Genomic DNA, 25143 nt, shown 5'->3' with positions numbered 1-25143 from the left:
AATCTAGGGAGGCCGCATGACTCTCGCGTGACGCGATGCACGCGGGCATGAAAAGTTCGACGCGCCGTTAAAAAAAGCGCGCCATGCCCGGCCGGCGCGATTTCAGCGGGATGCCGCCCAGCGCAGCGCCGCCCCGCCCGCCGTTGCCGCCACGCCGCTCGCGAAGGTGCCCCAGGCCATGTCGAGCAGCGACAGGCCCAGCGGCCAGCCTTTCATGATCGAGAGGTTGGTGAGGTCGTAGGTCGCGTAGGCGAACAGGCCGAGCAGGGCGCCCAGCAGCGCGGTGCGCGCGAGGCTCGCGGCCTCGGCGCCGGGCAGCACCGCGAAGAACACCAGCCCCACCGGGTACAGCAGGTAGAACAGTGCCGCGAAGCCCAGTTTCGGCTCGGAGGCCATCAGGTGGCCCAGCCCCTGCTGGTAGAGGTTCTTGGCGATCACGCCGAGCCAGAGCGAATCGATCAGCGCCATCACCAGGAAGGTGGCGGCCCAGGCGGCGAGGTGTTTGGTGGTCATGGCGGCGGTGCGGATGGGTGGGGTGTCGCGGCCATCGTAGCGAGGCCCGGGGGCCGCGGGTAGCGCCGGCGGCGCGGGCTGCGAAAATCGCGCGTTCGGACTACAGCTCCGTCGTTCCCGCGCACCGATGCGCCTTGCCGTTCATTCCTCGAGCCCATCATGCCCCTGCACACCACCGCCCTCGTCCTGTTCTCCGGCGGGCAGGACTCCACCACCTGCCTGGCCGATGCCCTCTCGAAGTACCAGCGCGTCGAGACCCTAGGCTTCGACTACGGCCAGCGCCACCGCGTCGAGCTCGACGTGCGCGCCGGCATCCTCGCCTCGCTGCGCGAGCGTTTTCCCGACTGGGCGCCACGCCTGGGCCAGGACCACGTGCTCACGCTGGCGGCGCTGGCGCAGCTCGGCGGCTCCTCGCTGACCGAGGAGGTCGCGTTCGAGATGCAGGCCGACGGCCTGCCCAACACCTTCGTGCCGGGACGCAACCTGCTGTTCCTCACGCTGGCCGGCGCGCTGGCCTACCGGCGCGGGCTGCAGGTGATCGTCACCGGCGTCTGCGAGACCGACTTCTCGGGCTACCCCGACTGCCGCGACGACACCATGAAGGCGATGCAGCTCGCGCTGTCGCTGGGGCTGGAGCGTCGGCTGGTGATCGACACGCCGCTGATGTGGATCGACAAGGCCGAGACCTGGCAGCTCGCGCACCGCCTCGGCGGCCAGCCGCTGGTCGACCTGATCGTGGAGGAGACCCACACCTGCTACCTGGGCGACCGCACGCACCGGCAGGCCTGGGGCTATGGGTGCGGCGAGTGTCCGGCGTGCGAGCTGCGCGCCAAGGGCTGGGATTGCTACGTGGCCGCCGCCGGAGCCGCCGAGGCTTCGAGCCGGTAGCGCGCGCCGCCGGCCGCGCCATCGGCCTGCGGCACCAGCGTCCAGCGCTGGCCATGGAACTCGCCCACCGCCGCGCGGTGCGCGATCGACACCATCGAACCGCCCGCTGCCTGCACCATCGCGCCCAGCCGCCGGTAGAGCGTGCTCTCGGCCTGGGCATCGAGCGCGCTCGTGATCTCGTCGGCGAACAGCCAGGCCGGCTTGCGCAGCAGCACGCGCGCGATCGCCAGGCGCTGCTGCTCGCCGCCCGAGAGCTTCTGGCTCCAGGCATCGCTGTCGTCGAGCCGGCCGGCAAGGTCGGGCAGCAGGGCGTCGTTCAGGGCCTGGCGCAGCTGGTCGTCGCTGAAGTCGGTGGCGGGGTTGGGGTAGGTCAGCGCATCGCGCAGCTTGCCGTCGGGCACGTAGGGGCGCTGCGGCATGAAGGCGACGTTGTCGGGCACCTGCAGGCGCCCCTTCGAGAATGGCCAGATGCCCGCGAAGGTGCGGAACAGCGTCGACTTGCCGCTGCCCGAGGGGCCTTGCAGCAGCACGCTCTCGCCGGACTTCACGGCCAGCGCGGCGCCGGCGAGCAGCGATGTGCCGTCGGGCAGCGAGACCGCGAGATCGTCGGTGCGCAGCTCGGCGTTCTGCTCGCGCTGCAGCGGCATGGACTGGGCCGCGTGGGCGCGCATGGCGTCGTCGAAGCTGGTCAGGCGGTCGGTGGTCGCGCGCCAGATCGCCACGCGGTCGTAGTTGTCGACGAACCAGCTCAGCGAGCCCTGCACCTTGTCGAAGGCCGAGCCGATCTGCATCAGCTGCCCCAGCTGGATGGCGCCGCCGAAGAAGCGCGGGCCGGCGACCAGGAACGGGAAGATCACCGCGGCCTGGCCGAAGAACGAGGTGAAGGTGACCAGGTTCTTCTGCTGCTTGATGAGCAGCAGGTAGTTGCGCAGGACGCTGCCGAAGCGCAGGTCGAGCTGGGCGTGCTCCACCTTCTCGCCCTTGTCGAGCGCGATGGCCTCGCTGTACTCGCGCACCCGCACCAGGTGATGGCGGAAGTCGGCCTCGAAGCGCTGCTGGCGGAAGTTGATGCCGATCAGCGGCCGGCCGACGAAGTGGGTGATGGCCGTGCCGACCACGCAATAGACGACGGCCAGCCAGACCATGGCGCCCGCGATCTGGTAGGTGCTGCCGCCCAGCGAGAAGGAGAAGTTGCCCGACAGGCCCCAGAGGATGCCGACGAAGCTCACCAGCGTGACCACGGCATTCAGCAGGCCCATCGACAGCGTCATCGTGTAGTCGGTGAACAGCTGCATGTCCTCCTGGATCCGCTGGTCGGGGTTGTCGGGCGCATGGCCGTTCTGGTTCGCGTAGCGCGCGAGCTCGAGGTGATAGAAGGTGCGGTCGGACATCCAGCGCGACAGGTAGTCGCGTGTCATCCAGGTGCGCCAGCGCAGCTGCAGCAGCTGCGTCACGTAGAACTTGAGCACCTGCACCGCGATGTTGAAGAAGGCGATCCAGCCGAAGACCCGGACCTCGCGCCAGAAGCTCACGGCGTCCTTGTTCTGCAGCGCGTCGTAGAAGCGGCCATACCACTGGTTGCCCAGCACGGCCACGTACACATAGAACAGGTTCAGTGCGACGATGCCCAGCAGCATGAGCCGCGCCCGCCATTTCTCCTCGGAGCGGAAGTAGGGCGCCGCGAGCGCGAAGACGCGCCGCAGCACCTGCAGGAAGCTGCGGGCGCGTTCGTTGACGGTGGGAGACATGCTGGCTTTCCTCGCTGGCGCAGGCGCGCCGGTCATCGTGAGGAGGCCATAGTAGACAAATGTTTCTTAAACCGGGCTGAAACATGCCGGCACGGCATGCGACCGGCCCGCGCTGCCCTCACCAGGTGTTCAGCATCACGCGCGCCGCGGTCGCCAGGAAATGCGAGAGCGGCGGCGTCTTCAGGCCGTCGACCTTCGCCTCCTCGTCCCACAGTCGCAGCCGGATCGCATCGCCCGACCACGGATGGTCGGCGAAGCGCCGCGCGGCCGCGTCGTTCATCGGCCCGCCCTGCAGTTGCAGGCTGCGCACCGAATCGGGCGAGAGCCGCGCGAAGTAGTCGGGCCGGGTCGCGCAGAGGTAGCGCTTGGCATCCACGTGCAGCCGGATCGGTTCGCGCACCTCGAGGCCGAAGGCGCCGCGCAGCAGCGGCAGCGCGATGTACTGGTGGCGGTCGTCGATGCCGAGCTCGGTCGGCGAGCGCTCGAGCGTCTGGTGCTCGGTGATCAGCATGTGGCCCAGGTCGTGCAGCAGCGCGGCCGTGACCAGCGCATCGCCGGCCTCGGCCTGCTCGGCCAGCCAGGCGCATTGCAGCGCGTGCTCGGCCTGCGACACCGGCTCGCCCGCATAGGCGACGCCGCCGCGTTCGGCAAACAGGCGGGCGATCTCGGCGAGGTCGAGTGTCATTGTTCTGAAACGAAGCGCGGGCGACAGCACACCGAAGTTCGCGGATCTCGATGACAAGGCCGTGACCGCTGGTGCGAGCCCGGTCGCGGGAAGGGTTTTGGCATGCCCCAACGCATGCGTTTGACAAATCCCTGTCACACGCCGCTGCCAGCATCGCCGCGTCCACGGCAGGCCTGCGCCACCGTGTTGCGTTTTCGTTTTTCTTTCGCTTTCCGCTTCATTTCTTTCCCGAGGGATCTCACCATGCTGCGTCGTTGTCTTCGCTGGGCCGCCGTGCCCGCCCTGCTTTCGCTGGCCTTCGCCGCCACCGCCCAGGGCCGCACCGAGCTGCTGGTCTATACCGCGCTCGAGGCCGACCAGGTGCAGGCCTACAAGGCCGCGTTCGAGAAGGAGAACCCGACCATCGAGCTGAAGTTCGTGCGCGACTCCACCGGCATCGTCACCGCCAAGCTGCTGGCCGAGAAGGCCAACCCGCAGGCCGACGTGGTGTGGGGCCTGGCCGCCACCTCGCTGATGCTGCTCGACAAGGAAGGCATGCTGCAGCCCTACGCCCCCAAGGGGCTCGACGCGGTGAAGCCCACCATGCGCGATCCGGCCAACCCGCCCAAGTGGGTGGGCATGGACGTGTGGTCCTCGGCCATCTGCTTCAACACCGCCGAAGCGACCAAGAAGAACCTGCCCAAGCCCACGAGCTGGGCCGACCTCACGAACCCGGTCTACAAGGGCCAGATCACGATGCCCAACCCGGCCGCATCGGGCACCGGCTACCTGATGGTCTCGGGCTGGATCCAGATGATGGGCGAGGACAAGGCCTGGAAGTACATGGACGCGCTGCACCAGAACATCGGCATCTACAGCCAGTCGGGCAGCAAGCCCTGCCGCCAGGCCGGCGCCGGCGAGTTCGCGCTCGGCATGTCCTTCGAATACCGCGCCAACAAGACCAAGCGCGACGGCGCGCCGATCGACATCGTGCTGCCCAAGGAAGGCCTGGGCTGGGACATGGAAGCCACCGGCATCATCAAGACCAGCAAGAAGCAGGAAGCCGCCAAGGCACTGGCCGACTGGGCCGTGACGAAGCAGGCCAACGAGCTCTACGCGAAGAACTTCGCGGTGCTGGCGCTGCCGGGCATCCAGGAGAAGCTGGAATTCGTGCCGGGCGACGTGGAGAAGCTGCTGGCCAAGAACGACTTCACCTGGGCCGCCGCGAACCGCGACCGCATCCTGGCCGAGTGGTCGAAGCGCTACGAATCGAAGTCGGAAAAGAAGCCGATGTGAAGAGCTGACGGCTCCTTGCATTCCTCTCTTCCTCTCCCGATTCCTTCTTCTCTCCCAGCAGGCAGCCGCGCATGACGACGAGCTTTCTTTCCCTCCGCGGCATCGAAAAATCCTTCGGCGCGACGCGCGTGCTCGACGGCATCGACCTCGACATCGAACCCGGCGAGTTCGTCTGCCTGCTCGGCCCCTCGGGCTGCGGCAAGACGACCTTGCTGCGCATCGTCTGCGGCATCGAGCGCGCGGACCGCGGGCAGATCCTGCTCGGCGGCCAGGACATCGCGGGCCTGCCGCCGGCGGCGCGCGGCTTCGGCGTGGTGTTCCAGTCGTACGCACTGTTCCCCAACCTGACGGCGGCGCAGAACATCGCCTACGGCCTGCATCCGACTGGCGCGCTGGCGCGCGAGATGGCCAAGCGTTCGCGCGAGATGCTCGACCTGGTGGGCCTGGCGGCGCATGCCGACAAGTACCCGGTGCAGCTCTCGGGCGGCCAGCAGCAGCGCGTAGCGCTGGCGCGTGCGCTCGCGCCCAATCCGCGCCTGCTGCTGCTCGACGAGCCGCTGTCCGCGCTCGACGCGCAGGTGCGAGCGAGCCTGCGCACCGAGATCCGCGCGCTGCAGAAGCGCCTGGGCATCGTCACCATCATGGTCACGCACGACCAGGAAGAGGCACTCTCGATGGCCGACCGCGTGGTGCTGATGCACGACGGGCGCATCGAGCAGGCCGGCACCCCCGACGAGCTCTACCGCCAGCCGCGCACGCGTTTCGTCGCGGGCTTCGTCGGCCGCATGAACATGCTGCCGGCCACGGTGCTGGCCGATGGCAAGGTGCGCGTGCGCGATGCCGAGCTGTTCTGCGCCCCCGGCAACCTCAGCGTGGGTTCGCAGGCCACCGTGGGCATCCGTCCCGAGCATGTGGTGGTGAAGCGCTTCGGTGCCGAACTCGGCGCCAACAGCTTCGCGGCACGCCTGCTCGACACCGAGTTCTTCGGCAACCGCACCGCCGCGCGCCTGGCCTGCGAGCCGCTGGGCATCGAGATCGAGGCCGAGCTGCCGGCCGATGCGCAAGGCAATGGCGGCGAGCCGCTGGTGCCGAGCAGCATGGTGCATATCCAGTTGCCTTTGCATGCGCTGTCGGTGCTGGCGCATTGAATGACGTGTTGTCTTGCGATGCAAGGTTCGGGGCGGACTCACGCCGACGGGGTACTCCCCTCCGCGAATGTCCCCCGCCCTTCGGGCTCCTCCTTGATTTCGCTGCGGGGAGTACCCCATCGACGTGAGTCTGGAGCAGGTCGGTTGAACCGGCTGGCACCACTGCTGCGCCTCCGTGCACAGGGCAGTGGGTGCTTCCCGCAGCGAAATAAAGGAGGAGCCGAAGGCGGGGGACATTCGCGGAGGGAAGTACCCGCTGTCCTGTGCACGCGCCCCGGACAAAAAAAATGAGCAGCACCCCAGACGTCATCGCTACACCCATGGCGCCGATACGCGCCAACGCCGTAGACCGCGAACGCTGGCTCACCGGCGCCGCTGTACTGCTCGTCGTCGCATTGCTGCTGGTCATCGTCGCACTGCCCGTAGGCGCACTCGTCGGCCAGAGCTTCTTCGACCGCGAAGGCGCCTTCGTGGGCCTCGCCAACTTCGCGCGCTACCTCGACAACCCCGCCCTGGTCCAGTCCGCCTTCAACAGCCTCTGGCTGGCCGCGATCAGCGCCGTCATCTGCACCGCCATCGCCTACGTCTACGCGTATGGCCTCACGCTCTCGTGCATGCCGGCCAAGGGCGTGCTGCGCGCCGTCGCGCTGATACCGCTGCTCGCGCCCTCGCTGCTGCCCGCCATCAGCCTGGTCTACCTGTTCGGCAACCAGGGCCTCTTCAAGGGCCTGCTCGGTGGCGCGTCCATCTATGGCCCGCTGGGCATCGTGCTGGGCTCGGTGTTCTGGACCCTGCCGCATGCGCTCCTGATCCTCACCACCGCGATGGCGACCTCCGACGGCCGCCTCTACGAGGCCGCGCAGACCCTCGGTGCTTCGCGCTGGCGCATGTTCCGCACCGTCACACTGCCGTCCACGCGCTACGGGCTGATCGTGGCCGCGATGGTGGTGTTCGTGCTGGTGATCACCGACTTCGGCGTGCCCAAGGTGGTGGGCGGCCAGACCGGCGTGCTCGCGACCGACATCTACAAGCAGGTGGTCGGGCAGCAGAACTTCCAGATGGGCGCGGTGGTGGGCTTCGTGCTGCTGATCCCGGCCGTGCTGTCCTTCCTGGTCGAGCGCCACGTGCGTCGCAAGCAGGCGGCCGCGCTGTCGGCGCGCGCCACGCCCTACCAGCCCGAGCCGGTACGCACGCGCGACCGCGCGCTGCTGGTGTTCTGCGCGCTCACGGCCTGCGCCATCCTCGTGATGATCGGCATGGCCGTGTTCGCCTCGCTCGCCACCTATTGGCCCTACCAGCTCGCGCCCTCGCTGAAGAACTACGACTTCAGCAACATGGACGGCGGCGGCTGGGGCAGCTACTTCAACTCGCTGCGGCTCGCGGTCTGCGCCGCCGTGGCGGGCGCGCTGCTCAGCTTCGTCTCGGCCTACCTGGTCGAGAAGCCGCGCCACTTCGGCCTGCTGCGCGAACTGCTGAACCTGCTGGCCAACCTGCCGCTCGCCGTGCCGGGCCTGGTGCTCGGCGTGGGCTACATCTTCTTCTTCATCTCGCCCTCGAACCCGCTGCGCGCCATCTACGGCAGCATGACCATCCTCGTGGTCTGCACCGTGGCCCACTTCTTCTCGGTTGCGCACCTCACCTCGCTGACCGCGCTGCGCCAGCTCGACCGCGAGTACGAACTGGTCTCCGAATCGATGGGCATCCCGTTCTGGCGCACCCTGTGGCGCGTGCACCTGCCGGTCGCGCTGCCCACGGTGCTCAATGTCGGCGGCTACTTCTTCGTCAATGCGATGACCACCGTCTCGGCCGTCGTGTTCCTCTATTCGCCGCAGACCACGCTGGCCGCCATCGCCGTGCTCAACATGGACGATGCCGGCGACGTGGCGCCCGCCGCGGCCATGGCCTCGCTGATCATGCTCACGGCCGCCGCCGGTCGCGGCCTGTTCGCGCTGGCCGGCCGCTGGGCGCTCGTGCGCACCCAAGCCTGGAGACACCGTTGACCGCCGCTCCCAACTCCTCCTCCTTCGACGTCATCGTCGTCGGCGCCGGCATCGTCGGCCTCGCGCATGCCTACACCGCCGCCAGGCGTGGTCTCAGGGTCTGCGTGGTCGAGCGCGACGCCGCCTGCATCGGCGCCTCGATCCGCAACTTCGGCTTCATCACCGTGACCGGCCAGGCGCCGGGCGACAGCTGGCGCCGCGCCATGCATTCGCGCGACGTGTGGCAGGAGATCGCGCCGCAGGCCGACATCGACATCGTGCACCGCCACCTGTGGCTCGCGGCCTACCGGCCCGAGGCGCATGCGGTGCTCGAGGCCTTCATGCGCACGCCCATGGGCGAGGCCTGCCAACTGATCGATGCCGCCGAGGCCCAGGCCAAGGCGCCCGCGCTGCACCTGGCCGAGGCGCGCTCGGTGCTGTTCAGCCCGCACGAGCTGCGCGTGGAATCGCGCACCGCGATCGGCCGGCTCGCCACCTGGCTGGCGCGCGCGCACGGCGTCACCTTCCGCTTCGGCGAGGCCGTGCTCGAGGTGCAGACGCCGCGCGTGCGCACCTCGCGCGGCGAGCTGCATGCCGAGCGCGTGGTGGTCTGCACCAACAGCGAACTGCACGGCCTGTTCGCCGATCGCATCGCGGCCCACGACCTCACGCTGTGCCGGCTGCAGATGCTGCGCGTGCAGCCCGAGGCCGGCTTCCGGCTGCCGGGCGCGGTGATGATGGACCTGAGCCTGGTGCGCTACGAGGGCTACAGCACGCTGCCCGAGGCCGCCGCGCTGCGCGAGCGCCTGCAGCAGGAAGAAGCGGCTTCGCTCGCGCACGGCATCCACCTGATCGTGGTGCAGAGCGCCGACGGCTCGCTGGTGGTCGGCGATTCGCACCACTACGCCGCCGCGCCCGAGCCTTTCGCGCTGGAGGAGGTCGACCGCCTGATCCTGCGCCACCTGCGCAGCACGCTCGACCTCGAGAGCGCGCAGATCGTCGAGCGCTGGAACGGCGTCTATCCCTCCTCGAAGACCACGCCCTGCGTGATCGACGCGCCCGACGACGCGACCCGCGTGGTGCTGGTCACCAGCGGCACCGGCGCCAGCACCGGCTTCGGCATCGCGCACGACGTGTTCGCCGGCTGGTGATCCCTTTTCATTCACGCGAGTTCTTCTTCATGTCCGCCACGCATTCCTCCAGGCTCCAGGCCGTCGTCTTCGACTGGGCCGGCACCATCCTCGACTTCGGCTCCTGCGCGCCCATGGGCGCCTTCGTGAAGCTGTTCGAGCAGTTCGGCATCGAGATCACCATCGCCGAGGCGCGCGGCCCGATGGGCATGGCCAAGTGGGACCACATCAAGGCGCTGGGCTCGCAGCCGCGCATCGCCGCGCAGTGGGAGGCGAAGCACGGCCATGCCTTCAACGATGCCGATGTCGACCGGCTCTACGAGGTGTTCACGCCGATGAATGCCGCCAGCGCGCGCGACCATGCCGACTTCATTCCGGGCGCGCTCGACGCGATCGCGGCAGCGCGTGCGCGCGGCATGAAGATCGGTTCGACCACCGGCTACAACCGCCCGATCATGGAGGTGGTCGCGGCCATCGCCGCGCAGGGCGGCTACGTGCCCGACAACCTCGTGTGCGCGGGCGACCTCGCGGCCGGCCGGCCTTCGCCGCTGATGATGTACCGCTGCTTCGCCGACCTCGGCGTGTGGCCGGCCCACGCCGTGGTGAAGGTCGACGACACCGGCGTGGGCCTCGAGGAAGGCCTGAACGCGGGCACCTGGGCCGTGGGCCTCGCGGTCAGCGGCAACGTGATGGGGCTGACCCTGGCCGAATGGCAGGCGCTCGGCGCCGACGAGCAGCAGGCACGCCGCGAGCAGGCCACCGAGCAGCTGAAGGCGGCCGGTGCCCACTACGTGATCGACAGCGTGGCCGAGCTCATGCCGGTGCTCGACGACATCGAGCGCCGCCTCGCGGCCGGCGAGCGGCCCGGGCGCTGAGTTCCGTTTTCACGGCGGCGCGATCGGGCCCGCGTCCGACTTGACCGCCCATCGGGCGGGCCTAGCATGCCCGCCATGCGACACCTCTTCCTCGCACTCTGCTGCTGCCTCGGCCTGATGGCCGCCGGTTGCGACGACAAGCCCAGGCCGGGCGGTCCGATGCCCAAGGCCTCGGCCGCGCAGCCGCTGGTCGCGCCGTCGGTGGGCTGACAAGCCCCCGGGCATTGCCGCGCCGTTGGCGCGCGGCGCGTTCGTGCGCCATCGCGGCTGGCCTTGTATGCTCGACCTCGCCGTCGCCCTGACGGACGCATGCAGGACAAGAAAGAGAACGATGACGGAGACGCTCGCCGCACGCCACCCCTCCCACCAGCCCGATTCGCGCTACGCCATGGTGCGGCTGGGCCTCACGCTGCTGATCATGACCGTCGGCAGCAGCGGCATGTACGTGGTGTCGGTGATGCTGCCCTCGGTGCAGGCCGAGTTCGGCATCGACCGCGCGCAGGCCTCGCTGCCCTACACGCTGCTGATGCTGGGCTTCGGCATCGGCGGCGTGCTCATGGGCAAGCTGGCCGACCGCTTCGGCATCATGTGGCCGCTGCTCGGCGGCGCCGTCTGCCTCGGTCTCGGCTACGTCGCCTCGGGCCTCGCCGGCGGCATCGTCTCCTTCACCATCGCCCAGACCCTGCTGGTCGGCCTGCTCGGCAGCTCGGTGGCCTTCGCGCCGCTGGTGGCCGACACCTCGCTGTGGTTCGTCAAGCGGCGCGGCATCGCGGTGGCGATCTGCGCCAGCGGCAACTACGTGGCGGGCGCGGTGTGGCCGCCGATCGTGCAGCACTTCATCGAGACCGTGGGCTGGCGCCAGACCTACATCGGCATGGGACTGTTCTGCAGCGTCACGATGGTGGCGCTGGCCTTCTTCTTCCGCGCGCGTCCGCCGGCGGCCGTCGCGGCACCGCCCGTTGCCGGTCACGGCGGCGCCGCGGTGCGCAACCTCGCGCGGCCCTTCGGCTTCAGCACCGGCGCGGCGCAGGGCCTGCTGTGCGTGGCGGGCGTGGCCTGCTGCGTGGCGATGGCGATGCCGCAGGTGCACATCGTGGCCTACTGCAGCGACCTCGGCTTCGGCGCCGCGCGCGGCGCGCAGATGCTCTCGCTGATGCTGGCCTTCGGCGTGGTGAGCCGGCTGGTGTCGGGCGCCATCTGCGACCGCATCGGCGGGCTGCGCACGCTGCTGCTCGGCGGCGCGCTGCAGTGCGTGGCGCTGCTGCTGTTCCTGCCCTTCGACGGGCTGGTGCCGCTGTACGTGGTGTCGGCGCTGTTCGGCCTGTTCCAGGGCGGCATCGTGCCCTCGTACGCGATCATCGTGCGCGAGCACTTCCCGGCCTCCGAGGCGGGCGCGCGCGTGGGCACGGTGCTGATGTTCACGCTGTTCGGCATGGCGCTCGGCGGCTGGATGTCGGGCAAGGTGTTCGACCTCACGGGCAGCTACCACGCGGCCTTCCTCAACGGCATCGGCTGGAACCTCGTCAACGTCTCGATCGCGGCCTTCCTGCTCTACCGCGTCATGGGGCGCGGCCGCCGCGTCGCGCCGGCCTGAGCCGCCGTCCGGGCGGTCTGGGGCGGCAGAGTATATTCAAGCGACAGATTCTTCGAGCCGACCCCCGATGCCCGCTTCCAAGCCCACCGCCCGCCGACCCGACGTCCGCCCGCGCGCGCGCCGCGCCGCCCATGCGGAAGCGGTGTCGCCGGACGACGCGCAGGGGGCGCGCGCCGACACGCTGACCGATCAGGTCTACCAGCAGCTTCGCCAGTCGCTGATGACCGGCGCGCTGCTGCCCGAGCAGGTGCTGACCGTGCGCGGCGTGGCCGAGAGCCAGGGCGTGAGCCTGACGCCGGTGCGCGAGGCGGTGCAGCGGCTGGTGGTGGAGCACGGGCTCGAGGTGGTCAACGGCCGCACCATCCGCGTGCCGCGCCTCGACGTCGAGACCTACCGCGAGATCCTCAAGATCCGCATGGAGCTCGAATGCCTGGCGGCCAAGGAGGCCGCGCCGCGCATCTCGAACGACGAGATCGAGCGCCTCGACGGCGTGGTGCAGGCGCACCTGGCGGCGATCCGGGCCGGCGACGCGCACCGCACCCTGCTCGAGAACACCGAATTCCATCTCTCGATATATCGAGCCTCGGGCCAAGCCATCCTGATCCGCATCATCGAGAGCCTGTGGCTGCGCGTCGGCCCCACGCTCAACCTGCTGTTCCCGCAGTACTGCGGCAGTCTCACGGGCCACGAGACGCATCTGACCGCGATGGACGCCCTGCGCCGGCGCGACGGCGACGCGCTCGGACAGGCGATGCGCGACGACCTGACGCACGGCTCGCGCTACCTGATCCGGCTGCTCAAGCCCTGAAAAAGCGGCTGGGTCGGGTTTTTGCGTAGACAGAATATATTCTGATCGCCTAAAGTGCGGCCCAAGGCCTCGTTGCCGGGGCTCCAGTTCCTTCGTCTGTTCGAAGAAAGGCCGTCGCATGAAGTTGAATCTCTCCCGCCGCGAGTTCCACCTGGCCAGCGCCCACATGCTGCTGGCCTCTTCCGCCGGCTCGCTGCTGCTCGGGGCCTCGGGCCCGGCCGCCGCGCAGGCGCGTTCGGTCAAGCTCGGCACCTTCGGCGCCATCGATGCGCAGAACTACATCCGCGCGAAGAACATGGCGGCCAAGACCTTCGGCGCCGGCACCAGCGCCGACTTCGTGACCGTGCGCGCGGGCTCCGAGGTGATCGCGGCCATGGCCGGCGGCAGCCTCGACATGTGCAACATCGGCTCCAGCCCGATGATGGTCGGCTACGCCAACGGGCTGAAGGCCTCGATGGTCTACGTCTACAAGAACATCGTCGACAGCGAATGCCTGGTGGTGCAGGGCAACTCGGGCATCACCACGGTGGCGGGGCTCAAGGGCAAGAAGATCGGCCTGCCGTTCAACACCTCGGTGCACTTCGCCGCGGTGGCGGCGCTCAAGACCGCGGGCATCGGGCTGGCGGACGTGCAACTCATCAACATGCGCGCCGACCAGATCGCCTCGGCCTGGCAGCGCCGCGAGATCGATGCCAGCTACATCTGGGTGCCGGTGCTGCCGCGCCTGACCGAGGACGGCGGCAAGATCATCTTCAAGACCGGCGACCTCAACAAGAACAACCTGCTGATCTTCGACGGGCTGCTGGTGCGCGACGAGTTCAAGCAGAAGTCGCCCGACCTGGTGCTGGCCTTCCTCAAGGACTACGAGCAGATCGCGCGCACCTTCAAGCAGGAACCGAAGGAAGTGGTCGAGACCATGACGAAGTTCCTCAACGTCGACGAGGCCGCGGTGATGCGCTCGCTCAACACCTTCTACCCGGTGCCCGCGCGCGAGCAGCTGCAGAGCCACTGGATGGGCAAGCCCGGCGAGAAGGACACGGGCGTGCTCAAGACCTTGCAGACGCAGGCGCAGTTCCTGCTGGAGTCGGCGCAGATCTCGGCCATGCCCAAGGACCTGAGCGGGCTCGTCGATTCGAGCTTCGTCGCCAAGATGGCCGCCTGAGGCCATGGGACTGCCACCGCAGCAGGCGGGCACGCCCAAGGTCCGTTTCGAGGAAGTCTCCAAGCGCTTCGGCGACGGCCCCGACGCGGTGCAGGCGCTGGAGCCGATCACGCTCGACATCGCCGAGGGCGCCTTCGCCTGCCTGCTCGGCCCCTCGGGCTGCGGCAAGAGCACGCTGCTGAACATCCTCGCGGGCTTCGAGCAGCCCACGGCCGGCCGCGTGCTGATGGACGGCCAGCCGGTGCGCGGCCCCGATCCGCGCCGCGGCGTGGTGTTCCAGCAGGGCGCGCTGTTCACCTGGATGCGCGTGATCGACAACGTGGCCTTCGGGCCGCTGGCCACGGGCAAGTCGGCCGCCGAGGCCACGCGCATCGCCTCGCAATACCTCGAGATGGTCGGCCTCGCGGGCTTCGCGAAGCGCTATCCCTACGAGCTCTCGGGCGGCATGCAGCAGCGCGTGGGCATCGCGCGCGCGCTCGCCAATTCGCCCGAGATCCTGCTGATGGACGAGCCCTTCGCCGCGCTCGACGCGCAGACGCGCGAGCTGCTGCAGGAGGAGATCAAGCGCATCTGGCACGAGACGCGCAAGACCGTGCTGTGGATCACCCACAGCATCGACGAGGCGCTGTTCCTCGCGACCGAGATCGTCGTGATGTCGGCACGCCCGGGCCGCATCAAGGCGAAGTTCCATCCGGGCTTCGCGCAGAGCGACGACCCGGCCGTGGTCGCGAGCGCCGAGTTCGCGCGCATGAAGGCCGAGATCTTCGGCCTGCTGCGCGAGGAGGCGCTGGCCGCGCAGCACCAGGAGGCCCAGCGATGAGCGCCGCGCCCAACCGGCCCAACGGCGCACGCACCCGCGCGCGCTGGATCAACCTCGGCTCCTTCGCCGCGCTGTTCGTGCTGTGGCTGCTCATCACCGTGCCGATCGTGGGCGACCAGCCGCTGGTCGCGCCGCTGTTCCTGCCTTCGCCGATGTCGGTGTGGAACACCTTCCTCCAGCTCATGCAGAACGGCTACCAGGGCAAGACGCTCGCGCACCACCTGGGCATCAGCCTGTTCCGCTTCGGCGCCTCCTTCGTCCTCACCGTGCTGGTGGCGGTGCCGCTGGGGCTGTGGATGGGCATGAACGAGACCGTGAAGGCGGTGCTCGATCCGCCGATCGAGATCACGCGGCCGATGCCCAAGCTCGCGCTGCTGCCACTGCTCATCATCTGGTTCGGCATCGGCGAGGTCTCGAAGATCGTGATCATCGTGCTCGCGCTGTTCCCGATCCTCTCGATCAGCGCCATGCAGGCGGTGCGCGCGGTGGGCCGGCGCAAGGTGCAGGCGGCGATGGCGCTCGGTGCCTCGCGCGCCATGATCTTCCGGCGCGTGATCTTCCCGGCCAGCCTGCCGGGCATCTTCACCGGCATCCGCGTGAGCATCGGCCTGGGCGTGACCATGCTGGTGGGCGCCGAGATGATCGCCACCAACGCGGGCATCGCCTACATGGCGATGTCGGCCTCCGACTTCCTGCTCACCAACGTCGTGATCGTCGGCGCGCTGATCATGGCGATCCTCGGCTACCTGCTCGACCTGCTGGCGCGGGCACTCGAAAACAAGGTCGTCCATTGGGGCGGCAAGGAAGGATGAAGCGACCATGGCACTGACACTCCCCGAGCAAGGCACGTCCTGGCCCGAGCTGCAGCGGCGGCTCGAGGAGGCCGGCCGCGGCGACGCCGACTGGCGCAACGGCCGCGTGCCGATGTTCATCCACTACGCGGGCGAGGACGTGCTCGAGGTGGCCAAGAAGGCCTACCTGATGTACTTCTCCGAGAACGGCCTGGGCCCGCGCGCCTTCGCGAGCCTCGCGACCTTCGAGCGCGAGGTGGTGGAGATGGGCCTTTCGCTGCTGCACGGCGGCCCCGAGTCGCGCGGCGCCATGACCACCGGCGGCACCGAGAGCATCTTCCTCGCGGTCAAGTGCGCGCGCGACCGCGCGCTGGCGCGGCGCCCCGGCATGGCCAGGCCCGAGATCCTGATGCCCCGGAGCGCGCATCCGGCCTTCGACAAGGCCGCGCACTTCCTCGGCCTGGTGCCGGTGCGCACGCCGCTGGCGGCCGACTTCCGCGCCGACCCGGCGGCGATGCGCGCCGCCTTCACGCCCGACACCGCGATGGTGGTGGGCTCGGCGCCGGCCTTTCCGCACGGCGTGGTCGATCCCATTCCCGAGATCGCGGCACTGGCGCGCGAGCACGGCTGCTGGATGCATGTCGATGCCTGCGTGGGCGGATACTTCGCGCCGTTCGCGCGCGAGCTCGGCGCCGACATTCCCGACTTCGATTTCGCGGTCGAGGGCGTGACCTCGATCTCGGCCGACCTGCACAAGTACGGCTACACCGCCAAGGGCGCCTCGACCCTGTTCTTCGCCGATCCCGAGGCCTTCGCGCTGATGGGCTACTACTTCGACGACTGGCCGCGCGGCCAGTACTTCACCCACACGCTGGTGGGCACGCGCGCGGGCGGCGCCATCGCCGCGGCCTGGGCGGTGATGAACTACCTGGGCCATGCGGGCTATCTGCGCGTGACCGAGCGCGTGCTCGCGACGCGGCGCGCGATGCAGCAGGGCCTCGATGCGCTGGGCCTGCCCACGCTGGGCCGGCCCGAGCTGTCGATCTTCGCCTTCGGCTCGCCCGCGCGCGACATGGGCGCCATCGGCCGCGGCCTCGGCGCGCGCGGCTGGACCGTGGGCTACGTGAAGAACCCCGACGGCATCCACCACATGCTGAACCTCACGCACGAGCCGGTGGTGGGGCAGTACCTGGGCGACGTGGCCGCGGTGCTGGAGGATCCGGCGACGTTGGCGGATGGCGGTGCTGGCGGGGTGGTGGCGCAGTATTGAACGCGGGAGCGGACGGAAACCCGAATTCGACAACCTGTCCAGCGTCCGCTCAGATGTTCGTGCTCGACGGAATCCGGCTCGGCAGCAGGTGCTCGTAGGGCCGCGAGCGCGTCGTGTTGCGCTGCTTGATCGTCGTTTCGATGTTCGCCAGCGCCGCGCGGAAGCGCTCGAGGGGCCCGCCCTGGCCCGCGATCGCGGGATCGATCAGCACCGGCAGGTGCGGAAACGCGTTGTCCTTGTACTCGCCGAGCGGCCGGTAGTAGACGCCGCCGAGGATGTGGAACAGCAGGATCTGCTCCTGCGCCGCGAGCCGCGCGGGCAGCATCTGCGACCAGGTGGCCTCCGACTGGCCGGCCGTCGAGGCGGGCGCCGGCGTGCCGGCCATGCCCGCGCTGAAGGGCGCGTAGGTCATCACCGAGAGCTGCGGGAAGTTCACGGCCGCATGCTGCGCGCTGGTGTTGAAGACGATGGCCGTGATCACGTCGGCCAGCCTGGCGCGCGTGGAAATGGCCGGCAGCCCCTTCACCTTGCCGTGGGTCGATAGGTCGACGGCCCAGGCCTGCAGCTCGTGGTCGCCGCTCACGTCGGCGTCGCTGAGGTAGTAGGTCGCGACGTACTCGCCCACCCATTGCGCGATCGCGTTCCACAGCAGCAGCGCGTCGTCGCGGTACGGGTACTCGGGCAGCTCGTTCGGGTTGTCGACGCCGCGCGCGCGCAGCTCGTCGGGCAGCATCAGGTTGGCCTGGAAGTCGTAGGCCAGGCGGTCGCGGCCGCACTCGCGCTGCAGGGTCTCGATCGGCGCCGCGAGGATGCCGTCGCCCGTGGTCAGCGGCGCCATGATGATCAGCGTGGCCGCCTCGTTGATGAACATCGCGCCCTCGAGGTGCGGCGACAGCAGGCGGCTCAGCGGATGCGCGGTCGCGAGCTGGCGCTGCGTGGCCATCGCGAAGGCCTCCGACATCAGGTGCGTGCGGCCCAGGTGCACGAACATCTCGTGGTAGTTGAAGTCGGCCACCTGCACCGTGGTCTTGGCCGACTGCCAGGCCCAGTAGGCCTCGGCGTTCGAGGCGTCGTCCACGCGCAGGAAGATCGGATGCTGCGCCGGGTTCTGGCCGCACTGGATGGCCACGGGCACCAACGAACGGCCCGCCCTGGGCCGCGCGAACAGCGCGATCGGCATGAAGACATAGGCGGTGCCGGTCAGCGGCTTGGTCACCGGGCCCGTGGGCGCCATGTCGCCCAGGCCCTCGTAGTCGAGCAGGTAGAGGCGGCCCTCGGCGGCCGCGTCGGCGAGGCTGTCGGCGTTGCCCATGGCCTGCCGGTACTGCGCGTCGGTCAGCGGAAACTTCGATGGCAGCACGCTGGCCTTGCGGATCAGCATCGGGTTCGGGCCGGCCACGCGCATCCAGGCGAACAGCGCGTTGTCGCGGAAGACCTGCGCGATCGACGGCTTCTCGATGGTCGCGAACAGCGCGTCGTACTGCGCCACGGTGCGCGGCCCGCCGAGCAGGCCCTGCGTCATCAGGTCCTGGTGCACCTGGCGCAACTGGGTGGCGATGTCGCCCGCGGTGCCGGTCAGCGTGCCCAGCAGCGCGAGCGCCGCGGCCGGCAGCGTGAGCAGGCCGGCGTTCTGCGACAGCAGCTGCGCGAAACTGGCCTGCAGGGCCGCGAGCCGCGTGCGCAGGTTGTCGAGCGTCTGCAGGCTGCCGCTGGCGAGCGGGCTGGTGGCGAAGGAGGCCGCGAAGTTCACGGCCGCCTCGAGCGCGCGCGACAAGGTCAGCAACTGGTGCTCGAGCGCCGGCAGCTCGGCTGGCGGCACGACAGTGCCCATCGGCACGCCCGCGAGGTTGAGGTGCGACTCGGTCCAGAGGTAGGTGGCCTGCCGGCTCACGAGTTCGAGCCGGCGCAAGGTGGCGCTGATCGGATCGATCTTCTGCGGCAAGGTGGGCTTGAGCACCGGCAGCGCGGCCGAAGCGGTGGATGGCACGCCGGCCAGCAGGCTGCCGAATCCCGCTGCGGTGCCGGCCGCGGCCGCGCCCTTGAGGAGTTCTCTGCGTTTCATCGCTAGTGTTCCCTGTTGTTGTCGTGCATCTGGAACATCGGCCGATGGTTCTCGCCCTGGCCGACAAAATCGAACGCTCGTTCTATTCGAGCCAGCGGATTCTGCGGACGAGGCATGACGCCCGCAATGCGGGTAGCTGCCTAGGGCGAAGGTTCGCATCCGGCGTTGCGGAAGCGCACGCCGGTCAGGTGCTGTTCAGCGTCTCAGGCCGTGTGCGGATGCCGCGCGCGCTCGTACAGCGTGCTCGCGAGCTCGCGGTGCCGCGCGAGCAGCGGCGGCAGCTCGAGATCGACGAAGCGGCCGTCGCGGATGCGCACCTGGCCGTCGATGATGCTGAGCGCGGCCGAGGCCGGCGTGCAGAACACCAGCGCCGCCACCGGGTCGTGCCCCGCGCCCGCGTGCGACACGCCGCGCAGGTCGAAGCCCACCATGTCGGCCGACATGCCCGGCGCGAGCGCGCCGATGTCGTCGCGGCCCAGCACGCGCGCGCCGCCCAGGGTCGCGATCTCGAGCGCCTCGCGCGCCGTCATCGCGGCCGGGCCATGGCCCACGCGCTGCAGCAGCATCGCCTGGCGCGCCTCGCCGAGCAGGTGGGCGCCGTCGTTCGAGGCGCTGCCGTCCACGCCCAGGCCCACCGGCACGCCGGCGCGGCGCATGGCGCCGATGGGCGCGATGCCCGAGGCCAGCCGCATGTTCGAGCACGGGCAATGGGCCACGCCGGTGCCGGTGCGGCCGAACAGGGCGATGCCCGCGGGGTCGAGCTTCACGCAGTGCGCATGCCAGACGTCGCGGCCGACCCAGCCCAGGTCCTCGGCGTACTCGGCCGGCGTCATGCCGAACTTCTCGCGCGAGTAGGCGACGTCGTTGTCGTTCTCGGCCAGGTGCGTGTGCAGCGACACGCCGCGCTCGCGCGCGAGCAGCGCCGAGTCGCGCATGAGCTCGCGCGAGACCGAGAACGGCGAGCAGGGCGCGAGCACGATGCGCCGCATCGAATGGCGCGAGGCGTCGTGCCAGCGATCGATCAGCCGCTCGCTGTCGCGCAGGATCGCGGCCTCGCTTTCCACCACCTCGTCGGGCGGCAGGCCGCCGGCGCTGCGGCCCACGCTCATGCTGCCGCGCGCGGCATGGAAGCGCATGCCCATCGTGGCGGCCGCCTCGATCGAATCGTCGAGCCGCGCGCCGTTGGGGAACAGGTAGAGGTGGTCGCTGGTGGTGGTGCAGCCCGAGAGCATCAGCTCGGCCATCGCGGTTTGGGTCGACACGCGAATCATCTCGGGCGTGAGCCGCGCCCACAGCAGGTAGAGGTTGGTGAGCCAGCCGAACAGCTCGGCGTCCTGCGCCTCGGGCACCGCGCGCGTGAGGCTCTGGTACATGTGGTGGTGGGTGTTCACCAGCCCCGGCATCAGCACGTGGCCGTGCAGGTCGATGGCCTCGGCACCGCCGCTGCGCAACGCCTCGAGGTAGATCGGCGGCAGCTCGGCCGTGGCACCGACCCAGGCGATGGCCGGCCCGTCGATCACCAGCGCGCCATCGGCGATCTCGCGCCGCGCGGCGTCCATGGTGACGAGCACGTCGGCGTGGCGCAGCACGCGCAGCGGCCGGGGCGAGGAGGCGATGGAGGAAGTCATGTCATTCGGTTCCGTGCGAGGTGCGTGCCGCCAGTGTGAAGGAACGCTCCCTCGACTGCACGCCGTTGTAGAAGAGATTGAGCAGCACCGCGGCGACCGTGCCGAGCACGATGCCGCTGTGCGTCAGCGGATGGGTCCAGGCCGGGAAGTGCTGGAAGAAGTTCGGCGACAGCGTGGGAATGAGCCCGAGGCCGACGGAGATCGCGATCACGTAGAGCGCATGGCGCTCGCGCGTGTAGTCGATGCTGCCGAGGATGCGGATGCCGGTCGCCGCGACCATGCCGAACATCACGATGCCCGCGCCGCCGAGCACGAAGGAGGGCACCGAGGCCACCACGTGCGCGACCTTGGGGAACAGCGCGAGCGCGATCAGCAGCACGCCGCCGCCGGCCGCCACGTAGCGCGAGCGCACGCCCGTGACCGTGACCAGCCCCACGTTCTGCGAGAACGAGGTGTAGGGGAAGGTGTTGAACACGCCGCCGATCACCGTGCCCAGGCCGTCGGCGCGCAGGCCGCGCGAGAGCGCGTCGGTGTCGATCCTGCGGCCCGTGATCTCGCCGAGCGCGAGGAACATGCCGGTCGATTCGACCAGGGTGATCAGCATCACGATGCACATCGAGGCGATGGCCGTGAGCTCGAAGCGCGGAAGGCCGAAGTGGAAGGGCGTGGTCACGGCCATCCAGCTCGCTTCCTCGAGGCCGTCGAACTGCATGCGGTCGAGCGCCAGCGACAGCAGCACGCCGAAGACGATGCCCAGCAGCACCGCGATGTTGGCGATGAGGCCCTTGCCGAAGCGCGTGATCGCGATGATCGCCGCCAGCACGGCCGCGGCGATGGCGAGGTTCACCGGCTCGCCGTAGGCCGGGTTGGCCACCGCATGCGCCACGCCCTCGATGCTGCGCGTCGAGGTGGGCTGCCCGCCCGCGGCCCAGTGGATCGCCACCACCATCAGCGAGACGCCGATCAGCGTGATGACGGTGCCCGTCACCAGCGGCGGGAACACGCCGAGCACGCGTCCCATCAGCGGCGCGAGCGCGATGCCGAACAGCCCCGCCACGATGGTGGCGCCGTAGATCGCGGGCAGGCCCAGCGAGGGATCGATGCCGATCGCGATCATCGGGCCGACGGCCGCGAAGGTCACGCCCATCATCACGGGCATGCGGATGCCGAAGCGCCAGAAGCCGATGGCCTGCACCAGCGTGGCGATGCCGGCGGCCAGCAGGTCGGCATTGATGAGAAAGGCGATGTCGGCCTTCGAGAGGCCGAGCGCGCCGCCCACGATCAGCGGCACCGCCACCGTGCCCGCGTACATCACGAGCACGTGCTGCAGGCTCAGCGCGCCGCAGCGCATGATGGGAAGCTTCTGGTCGACCCCTTCGCCGTCTCCTGCGGGGGTCTTTTTGTCGTTCGAAAGCATGGGACTTTTCCTTCCGGCCGATGACCGGCGCGGCAGTCTAGGAGCCATGCCTTCGAACGCGCAAAGTCAATAAATGGCGCGCCCCGTGCACAAAAAGTGGACGGGCCCCGGCGCCGCGCTCAGGGCGCGAGCAGCTCGTCGAGGCAGGTCGTCACGTGGTTGGCGAACAGCTCGGCCGCGGGGCTCGGCGACTGCGCTGCGCGGGTTTCGAGCGTGAGCGTCTGGGCCGGCAGGGTGGCGTCGCGCAGCGGCACGAAGACCAGCGAGCCGTCGTGCATCTCCTCGGCCACGTCGAGCCGGTTGAGCAGCGTGATGCCCTCGCCCTCGCGCACCAGGCGGCGCATCAGCGCGGTGGAGGTGGTCTCGATGACCGGCGAGGTGCGCAGGCCCGAGCGCTCGAAGGCTGCATCGATGATCGGCCGGATCGACAGCGAGGGCGCGGGCAGCAGCAGCGGATGGCCCACGCACTCGGCCAGCACGGTGCTCGCATGGGCCGTGAGCGCGTGGCCGGGCGGCACCACCGCGCCGATCGGCCATTCGCTCGCGAACAGCGTGCGAAAGCCCGCCGTGGCGGGTACGTCGTAGGCCAGCGCGAGGTCGGCATCGCCTTCGCGCACGCCGTGCAGCACGGCCGCGATCGGCAGGCCCAGCAGCTTGAGCTGGATGCCGGGATGGGCCGCGCGAAAGCGCCGCACCACGCCCGGCAGGAAGGCGTCGGCGAGGCCGGCGGTGGTGGCCAGCGTGACCTCGCCCTGGCGCAGCCCGCGCATGGCCTCGATGCGCTGGCGCACGCCGTCGAACTCGCGCAGCGTGCCGCGCGCATGCGCGAGCACCAGCTCGCCCACCGGCGTGAGCTTGAGCGTGTTGTGGATGCGCTCGAACAGCGGCGCGCCCAGTTCCTCCTCGAGGTTGAGGATCTGCCGGTTGATCGCGGTCGGCACCACGTGCAGCTGCGCGGCCGCCTTGCGGATCGAACCCGCGCGAACCACCTCGACGAAGTACCGGACCACCTTGGCGTGCATGACATCTCCCGCGCCACCGTGGGCGCGGGGGGATCATGCATGCGGGCTCAGAGGTCGGGCAAGCCCAGCGCGGGATCGCTGACCGAATGCTTGCCGGTCTCGACGCGGCCGGCGAAGCGGCGGTAGTAGGCCGGATCGGCATCGCAGGTGACGGCGAAGTCGTACCACTGGCCGCTGGCCGCGAGCTCCCAGTGCAGTTCGGCCTTGGCGCCGCCCGCGACGGTCGCGGTCCACGGGCCGTCGTCGCGGTAGGCCTTGGCGCGCACGCTGAACTTCGCCGCGGCCTGGCCGCCGTTCATCATCTCGAGGTAGACGTTGCCGTTGGCGATGTCGTAGCACACGCGCAGCTCGGGCACGGCCGCGCCGCCGGCGCGCAGCGCGTTGAGGTCGCCCTGGAAATGGCGGTGGTAACCGTTGGGGCCGAGCACCCAGAGGTCGTAGCGGCCGGCGTTGTCGGCGGTCGCGTTCCAGCGGTCGTCGAGCGACTTGCCGGCTTCGACCATGTAGCGGCGCGGCAGGCGGTCGAGGTTGAGCCGGTCGTAGACATGGAACACGGCGGCCGCGTTGCCGGTGTTGGCGAACAGCAGCTGCAGCGTGCCGCCGGCCGTGTCGGCGCGGGCGCTGGTGTGCAGCTCGTAGGGCAATGCGCGCGAGGGCCGCGTGCCCGTGGCCTGGCGCGGCAGCAGGCCATTGGCCGGCGGCGTGACCTGCGGCAGCGCCTGCTGCGCGGCGCGCAGCTGGTCGGCCTCGGCCTTGGTGCGGCGGCCCGCGAGCGTGGGCAGCGCCTCGCCGTTGGGATCGGCGAAGTTGAAGGCGCTCGTGAGGTCGCCGTTGACCGCGCGGCGGAACGGGCCGATGTTGCTTTCCTTCACGCCGAAGCGGGCCTCGACGAAGCGCAGCACCGAGGTGTGGTCGAAGGTCTGCGAGTTGACCCAGCCGCCGCGGCTCCAGGGCGAGATCACGTACATCGGCACGCGCATGCCGGGGCCGTAGACGTTGCCGTCGGGCGTGGGCTGCGACTGCGTCATGCCCGGCGGCTTGGGATGGTTGAAGTACTCGAAGCTCAGGTCCGCGTCGGACATCGTGGTCTTGCCCGCGAAGGCCTTCGCCGAGGGATCGGCCGATGCGATGGGCGAGGGCGCCGAGGCCGAGGGCACGTGGTCGAAGTAGCCGTCGTTCTCGTCGAAGTTCACGAACAGCACGGTCTTGCTCCAGACCTCGGGCACGGCGGTGAGCGCCTCCAGCACCTGCTGGATGTACCACGCGCCCTGCACCGGGCTCGAGGGGCCGGGGTGCTCGGAGTACACGTCGGGCGGGATCACCCACGACACCGCCGGCAGCCGGCCGGCCTTCACGTCGGCGCGGAAGGCATCCATGATCGCGCCCGCGTCGAAGGCCGCCTGGTCGGCCACCGGCAGCGTGTTGGCCGTGCCCTTGTAGAGCGGGTTGCCGGCGTCGTCGCCGGGCGCGTAGGCCGGCGATGCGCCCTGCGGCAGCGAGGTGCTGACCGGCTTGGCCGAGGCCTCGTTGGCCTTGCGGAAGTTCTTGAAGCCCAGCAGCGGATTGCAGCCGTAGTTGTTCGGGATGTTCTGGTAGACCATCCAGCTCACGCCCGCGTCCTGCAGGCGCTCGGCATAGGTCTTCCATTCGTAGCCCTCGGTCGAGGGACCGGTCGAGCTCCAGGCATTGACGTTGTTCACGTAGGCCACGTTGCCGCCCGTGGGTCCGTTGGTGCCGGTCCAGTGGAACGAGCGATTGGCGTGCGTGCCGGTGTGCATCGCGCAGTGGTAGTCGTCGCAGATCGTGAAGGCGTTGGCCAGCGCGAACTGGAACGGCAGCTCGGCCTCGGCGAGGTAGCCCATCGACTGCACGTAGGGCGCGGTGCTGCTGACCTTCTTGTAGCGCGGCCACTGGTAGAGGCGGCCGCCGTCCCAGGCGTTGTGCGAGTCGACCCAGGTGTGCGGCGTGCTGCTCACGCGCTGCGCGTTGCCTTTGCTGCCGTCGAGGTGATAGGGCAGCACCACCTTGCCGTTCTCGTCGAGCTGCTGCCACACGTTGAGGCCGTTGGGCAGCGGGATCGGGAAGCGGTCGCCGAAGCCGCGCACGCCCTTGAGGGTGCCGAAGTAATGGTCGAACGAACGGTTCTCCTGCATCAGGATGACGATGTGCTCGACGTCCTGGATGGTGCCGGTCTTGTTGTTGGCGGGGATCGCGAGCGCGCGACGGATGGCGGGCGGAAAGGCCGAGAGCGCGAGCGCGGCGGCGCCGGTGGTGGCGCTGCCGGTGAGGAATTTGCGGCGTGAGGTCATGGTCTTGTCGTGTTGTTTT

The 25143-nt window shown here is 69.7% G+C and carries 21 protein-coding genes; 13 read left to right on the top strand and 8 right to left on the bottom strand.

From position 1 onward, the window contains the following. Nucleotides 1-102: 102 nt before the first annotated feature. Complete coding sequence (locus ACEN9J_RS14595) at nt 103-513, bottom strand: DUF2177 family protein (RefSeq protein ID WP_208512512.1); 411 nt, start codon at nt 511-513, stop codon at nt 103-105. A gap of 159 nt (nt 514-672) precedes the next feature. Here ACEN9J_RS14595 and queC point away from each other — a divergent pair, with 159 nt between their 5' ends. Further along, on the top strand, nt 673-1401 hold the full coding sequence (queC, locus tag ACEN9J_RS14590; RefSeq protein ID WP_413764428.1) for a 7-cyano-7-deazaguanine synthase QueC: 729 nt from the start codon (nt 673-675) through the stop codon (nt 1399-1401). Here queC and ACEN9J_RS14585 read toward each other — a convergent pair. Both ACEN9J_RS14585 and ACEN9J_RS14580 read right to left on the bottom strand, forming a co-directional pair. Further along, a complete protein-coding gene (locus tag ACEN9J_RS14585; RefSeq protein ID WP_413764427.1) occupies nt 1359-3149 on the bottom strand; it encodes an ABC transporter ATP-binding protein/permease in 1791 nt (596 codons plus the stop codon). The two genes, queC and ACEN9J_RS14585, sit on opposite strands and share 43 nt — an antisense overlap. 118 nt (nt 3150-3267) lie before the next feature. Then, nucleotides 3268-3834 carry a phosphonate degradation HD-domain oxygenase gene (locus tag ACEN9J_RS14580; protein WP_413764426.1) on the bottom strand — a complete coding sequence of 189 codons (567 nt, stop codon included), beginning with the start codon at nt 3832-3834 and terminating at the stop codon, nt 3268-3270. Nucleotides 3835-4077: 243 nt separating this feature from the next. Here ACEN9J_RS14580 and ACEN9J_RS14575 point away from each other — a divergent pair, with 243 nt between their 5' ends. The 12 genes from ACEN9J_RS14575 to ACEN9J_RS14520 all read left to right on the top strand — a co-directional run bounded on the left by ACEN9J_RS14575 (nt 4078) and on the right by ACEN9J_RS14520 (nt 16686). Then, entirely contained in the window at nt 4078-5109 is a 1032-nt protein-coding gene (locus ACEN9J_RS14575) for a putative 2-aminoethylphosphonate ABC transporter substrate-binding protein (protein WP_057593792.1), read from the top strand. 71 nt (nt 5110-5180) lie between these two features. Beyond that, nucleotides 5181-6257: an ABC transporter ATP-binding protein gene (locus ACEN9J_RS14570; protein WP_057593791.1), complete on the top strand. Its 1077-nt coding sequence runs from the start codon at nt 5181-5183 to the stop codon at nt 6255-6257. Nucleotides 6258-6544: 287 nt separating this feature from the next. Then, nucleotides 6545-8257: a putative 2-aminoethylphosphonate ABC transporter permease subunit gene (locus tag ACEN9J_RS14565; protein ID WP_413764425.1), complete on the top strand. Its 1713-nt coding sequence runs from the start codon at nt 6545-6547 to the stop codon at nt 8255-8257. Then, on the top strand, nt 8254-9387 hold the full coding sequence (locus ACEN9J_RS14560; protein WP_413764424.1) for a TIGR03364 family FAD-dependent oxidoreductase: 1134 nt from the start codon (nt 8254-8256) through the stop codon (nt 9385-9387). The genes ACEN9J_RS14565 and ACEN9J_RS14560 overlap by 4 nt, the downstream gene beginning before the upstream one ends. Nucleotides 9388-9416: 29 nt before the next feature. Continuing rightward, a complete protein-coding gene (gene phnX / locus ACEN9J_RS14555) occupies nt 9417-10241 on the top strand; it encodes a phosphonoacetaldehyde hydrolase (protein WP_413764423.1) in 825 nt (274 codons plus the stop codon). 75 nt (nt 10242-10316) lie between these two features. Further along, entirely contained in the window at nt 10317-10451 is a 135-nt protein-coding gene (locus ACEN9J_RS14550; RefSeq protein ID WP_412179451.1) for a hypothetical protein, read from the top strand. A 121-nt stretch (nt 10452-10572) separates the two neighbouring features. Then, on the top strand, nt 10573-11835 hold the full coding sequence (locus ACEN9J_RS14545) for an MFS transporter (protein WP_413764422.1): 1263 nt from the start codon (nt 10573-10575) through the stop codon (nt 11833-11835). Nucleotides 11836-11902: 67 nt separating this feature from the next. Then, complete coding sequence (locus ACEN9J_RS14540) at nt 11903-12643, top strand: GntR family transcriptional regulator (RefSeq protein ID WP_413764421.1); 741 nt, start codon at nt 11903-11905, stop codon at nt 12641-12643. 118 nt (nt 12644-12761) lie between these two features. Continuing rightward, entirely contained in the window at nt 12762-13805 is a 1044-nt protein-coding gene (locus ACEN9J_RS14535) for an ABC transporter substrate-binding protein (RefSeq protein WP_057593783.1), read from the top strand. 4 nt (nt 13806-13809) lie between these two features. After that, a complete protein-coding gene (locus ACEN9J_RS14530) occupies nt 13810-14625 on the top strand; it encodes an ABC transporter ATP-binding protein (RefSeq protein ID WP_261217737.1) in 816 nt (271 codons plus the stop codon). Further along, nucleotides 14622-15437: an ABC transporter permease gene (locus ACEN9J_RS14525; RefSeq protein WP_057593781.1), complete on the top strand. Its 816-nt coding sequence runs from the start codon at nt 14622-14624 to the stop codon at nt 15435-15437. Before ACEN9J_RS14530 ends, ACEN9J_RS14525 begins: the two co-directional genes overlap by 4 nt. A gap of 7 nt (nt 15438-15444) precedes the next feature. Beyond that, the gene (locus tag ACEN9J_RS14520; protein ID WP_057593780.1) at nt 15445-16686 is read left to right on the top strand and encodes a pyridoxal phosphate-dependent decarboxylase family protein; all 1242 of its coding nucleotides are present in this window, start codon (nt 15445-15447) and stop codon (nt 16684-16686) included. Nucleotides 16687-16735: 49 nt separating this feature from the next. Here the strand turns inward: ACEN9J_RS14520 and ACEN9J_RS14515 are convergent, their stop codons facing one another. From ACEN9J_RS14515 to ACEN9J_RS14495, 5 genes are all read right to left on the bottom strand, one after another. Next, entirely contained in the window at nt 16736-18748 is a 2013-nt protein-coding gene (locus tag ACEN9J_RS14515) for a lipoxygenase family protein (RefSeq protein ID WP_413764420.1), read from the bottom strand. A 203-nt stretch (nt 18749-18951) separates the two neighbouring features. Continuing rightward, nucleotides 18952-20376, bottom strand: a complete 1425-nt coding sequence (locus tag ACEN9J_RS14510) for an 8-oxoguanine deaminase (protein ID WP_413764419.1) — start codon at nt 20374-20376, stop codon at nt 18952-18954. Between the two features lies 1 nt (nt 20377). After that, complete coding sequence (locus ACEN9J_RS14505) at nt 20378-21793, bottom strand: nucleobase:cation symporter-2 family protein (protein ID WP_413764418.1); 1416 nt, start codon at nt 21791-21793, stop codon at nt 20378-20380. Between the two features lie 119 nt (nt 21794-21912). Next, a complete protein-coding gene (locus ACEN9J_RS14500; protein ID WP_413764417.1) occupies nt 21913-22815 on the bottom strand; it encodes a LysR substrate-binding domain-containing protein in 903 nt (300 codons plus the stop codon). A 47-nt stretch (nt 22816-22862) separates the two neighbouring features. Beyond that, nucleotides 22863-25124, bottom strand: coding sequence for a phosphocholine-specific phospholipase C (locus ACEN9J_RS14495; protein WP_413764416.1), 2262 nt, complete (start codon nt 25122-25124; stop codon nt 22863-22865). Nucleotides 25125-25143: the final 19 nt, after the last annotated feature.

Origin of the sequence: Variovorax sp. Varisp41 (assembly GCF_047325085.1) — a bacterium.
Classification (GTDB): Bacteria; Pseudomonadota; Gammaproteobacteria; order Burkholderiales; family Burkholderiaceae_C; genus Variovorax.
This window is presented reverse-complemented; position numbering and strand designations above follow the sequence as displayed.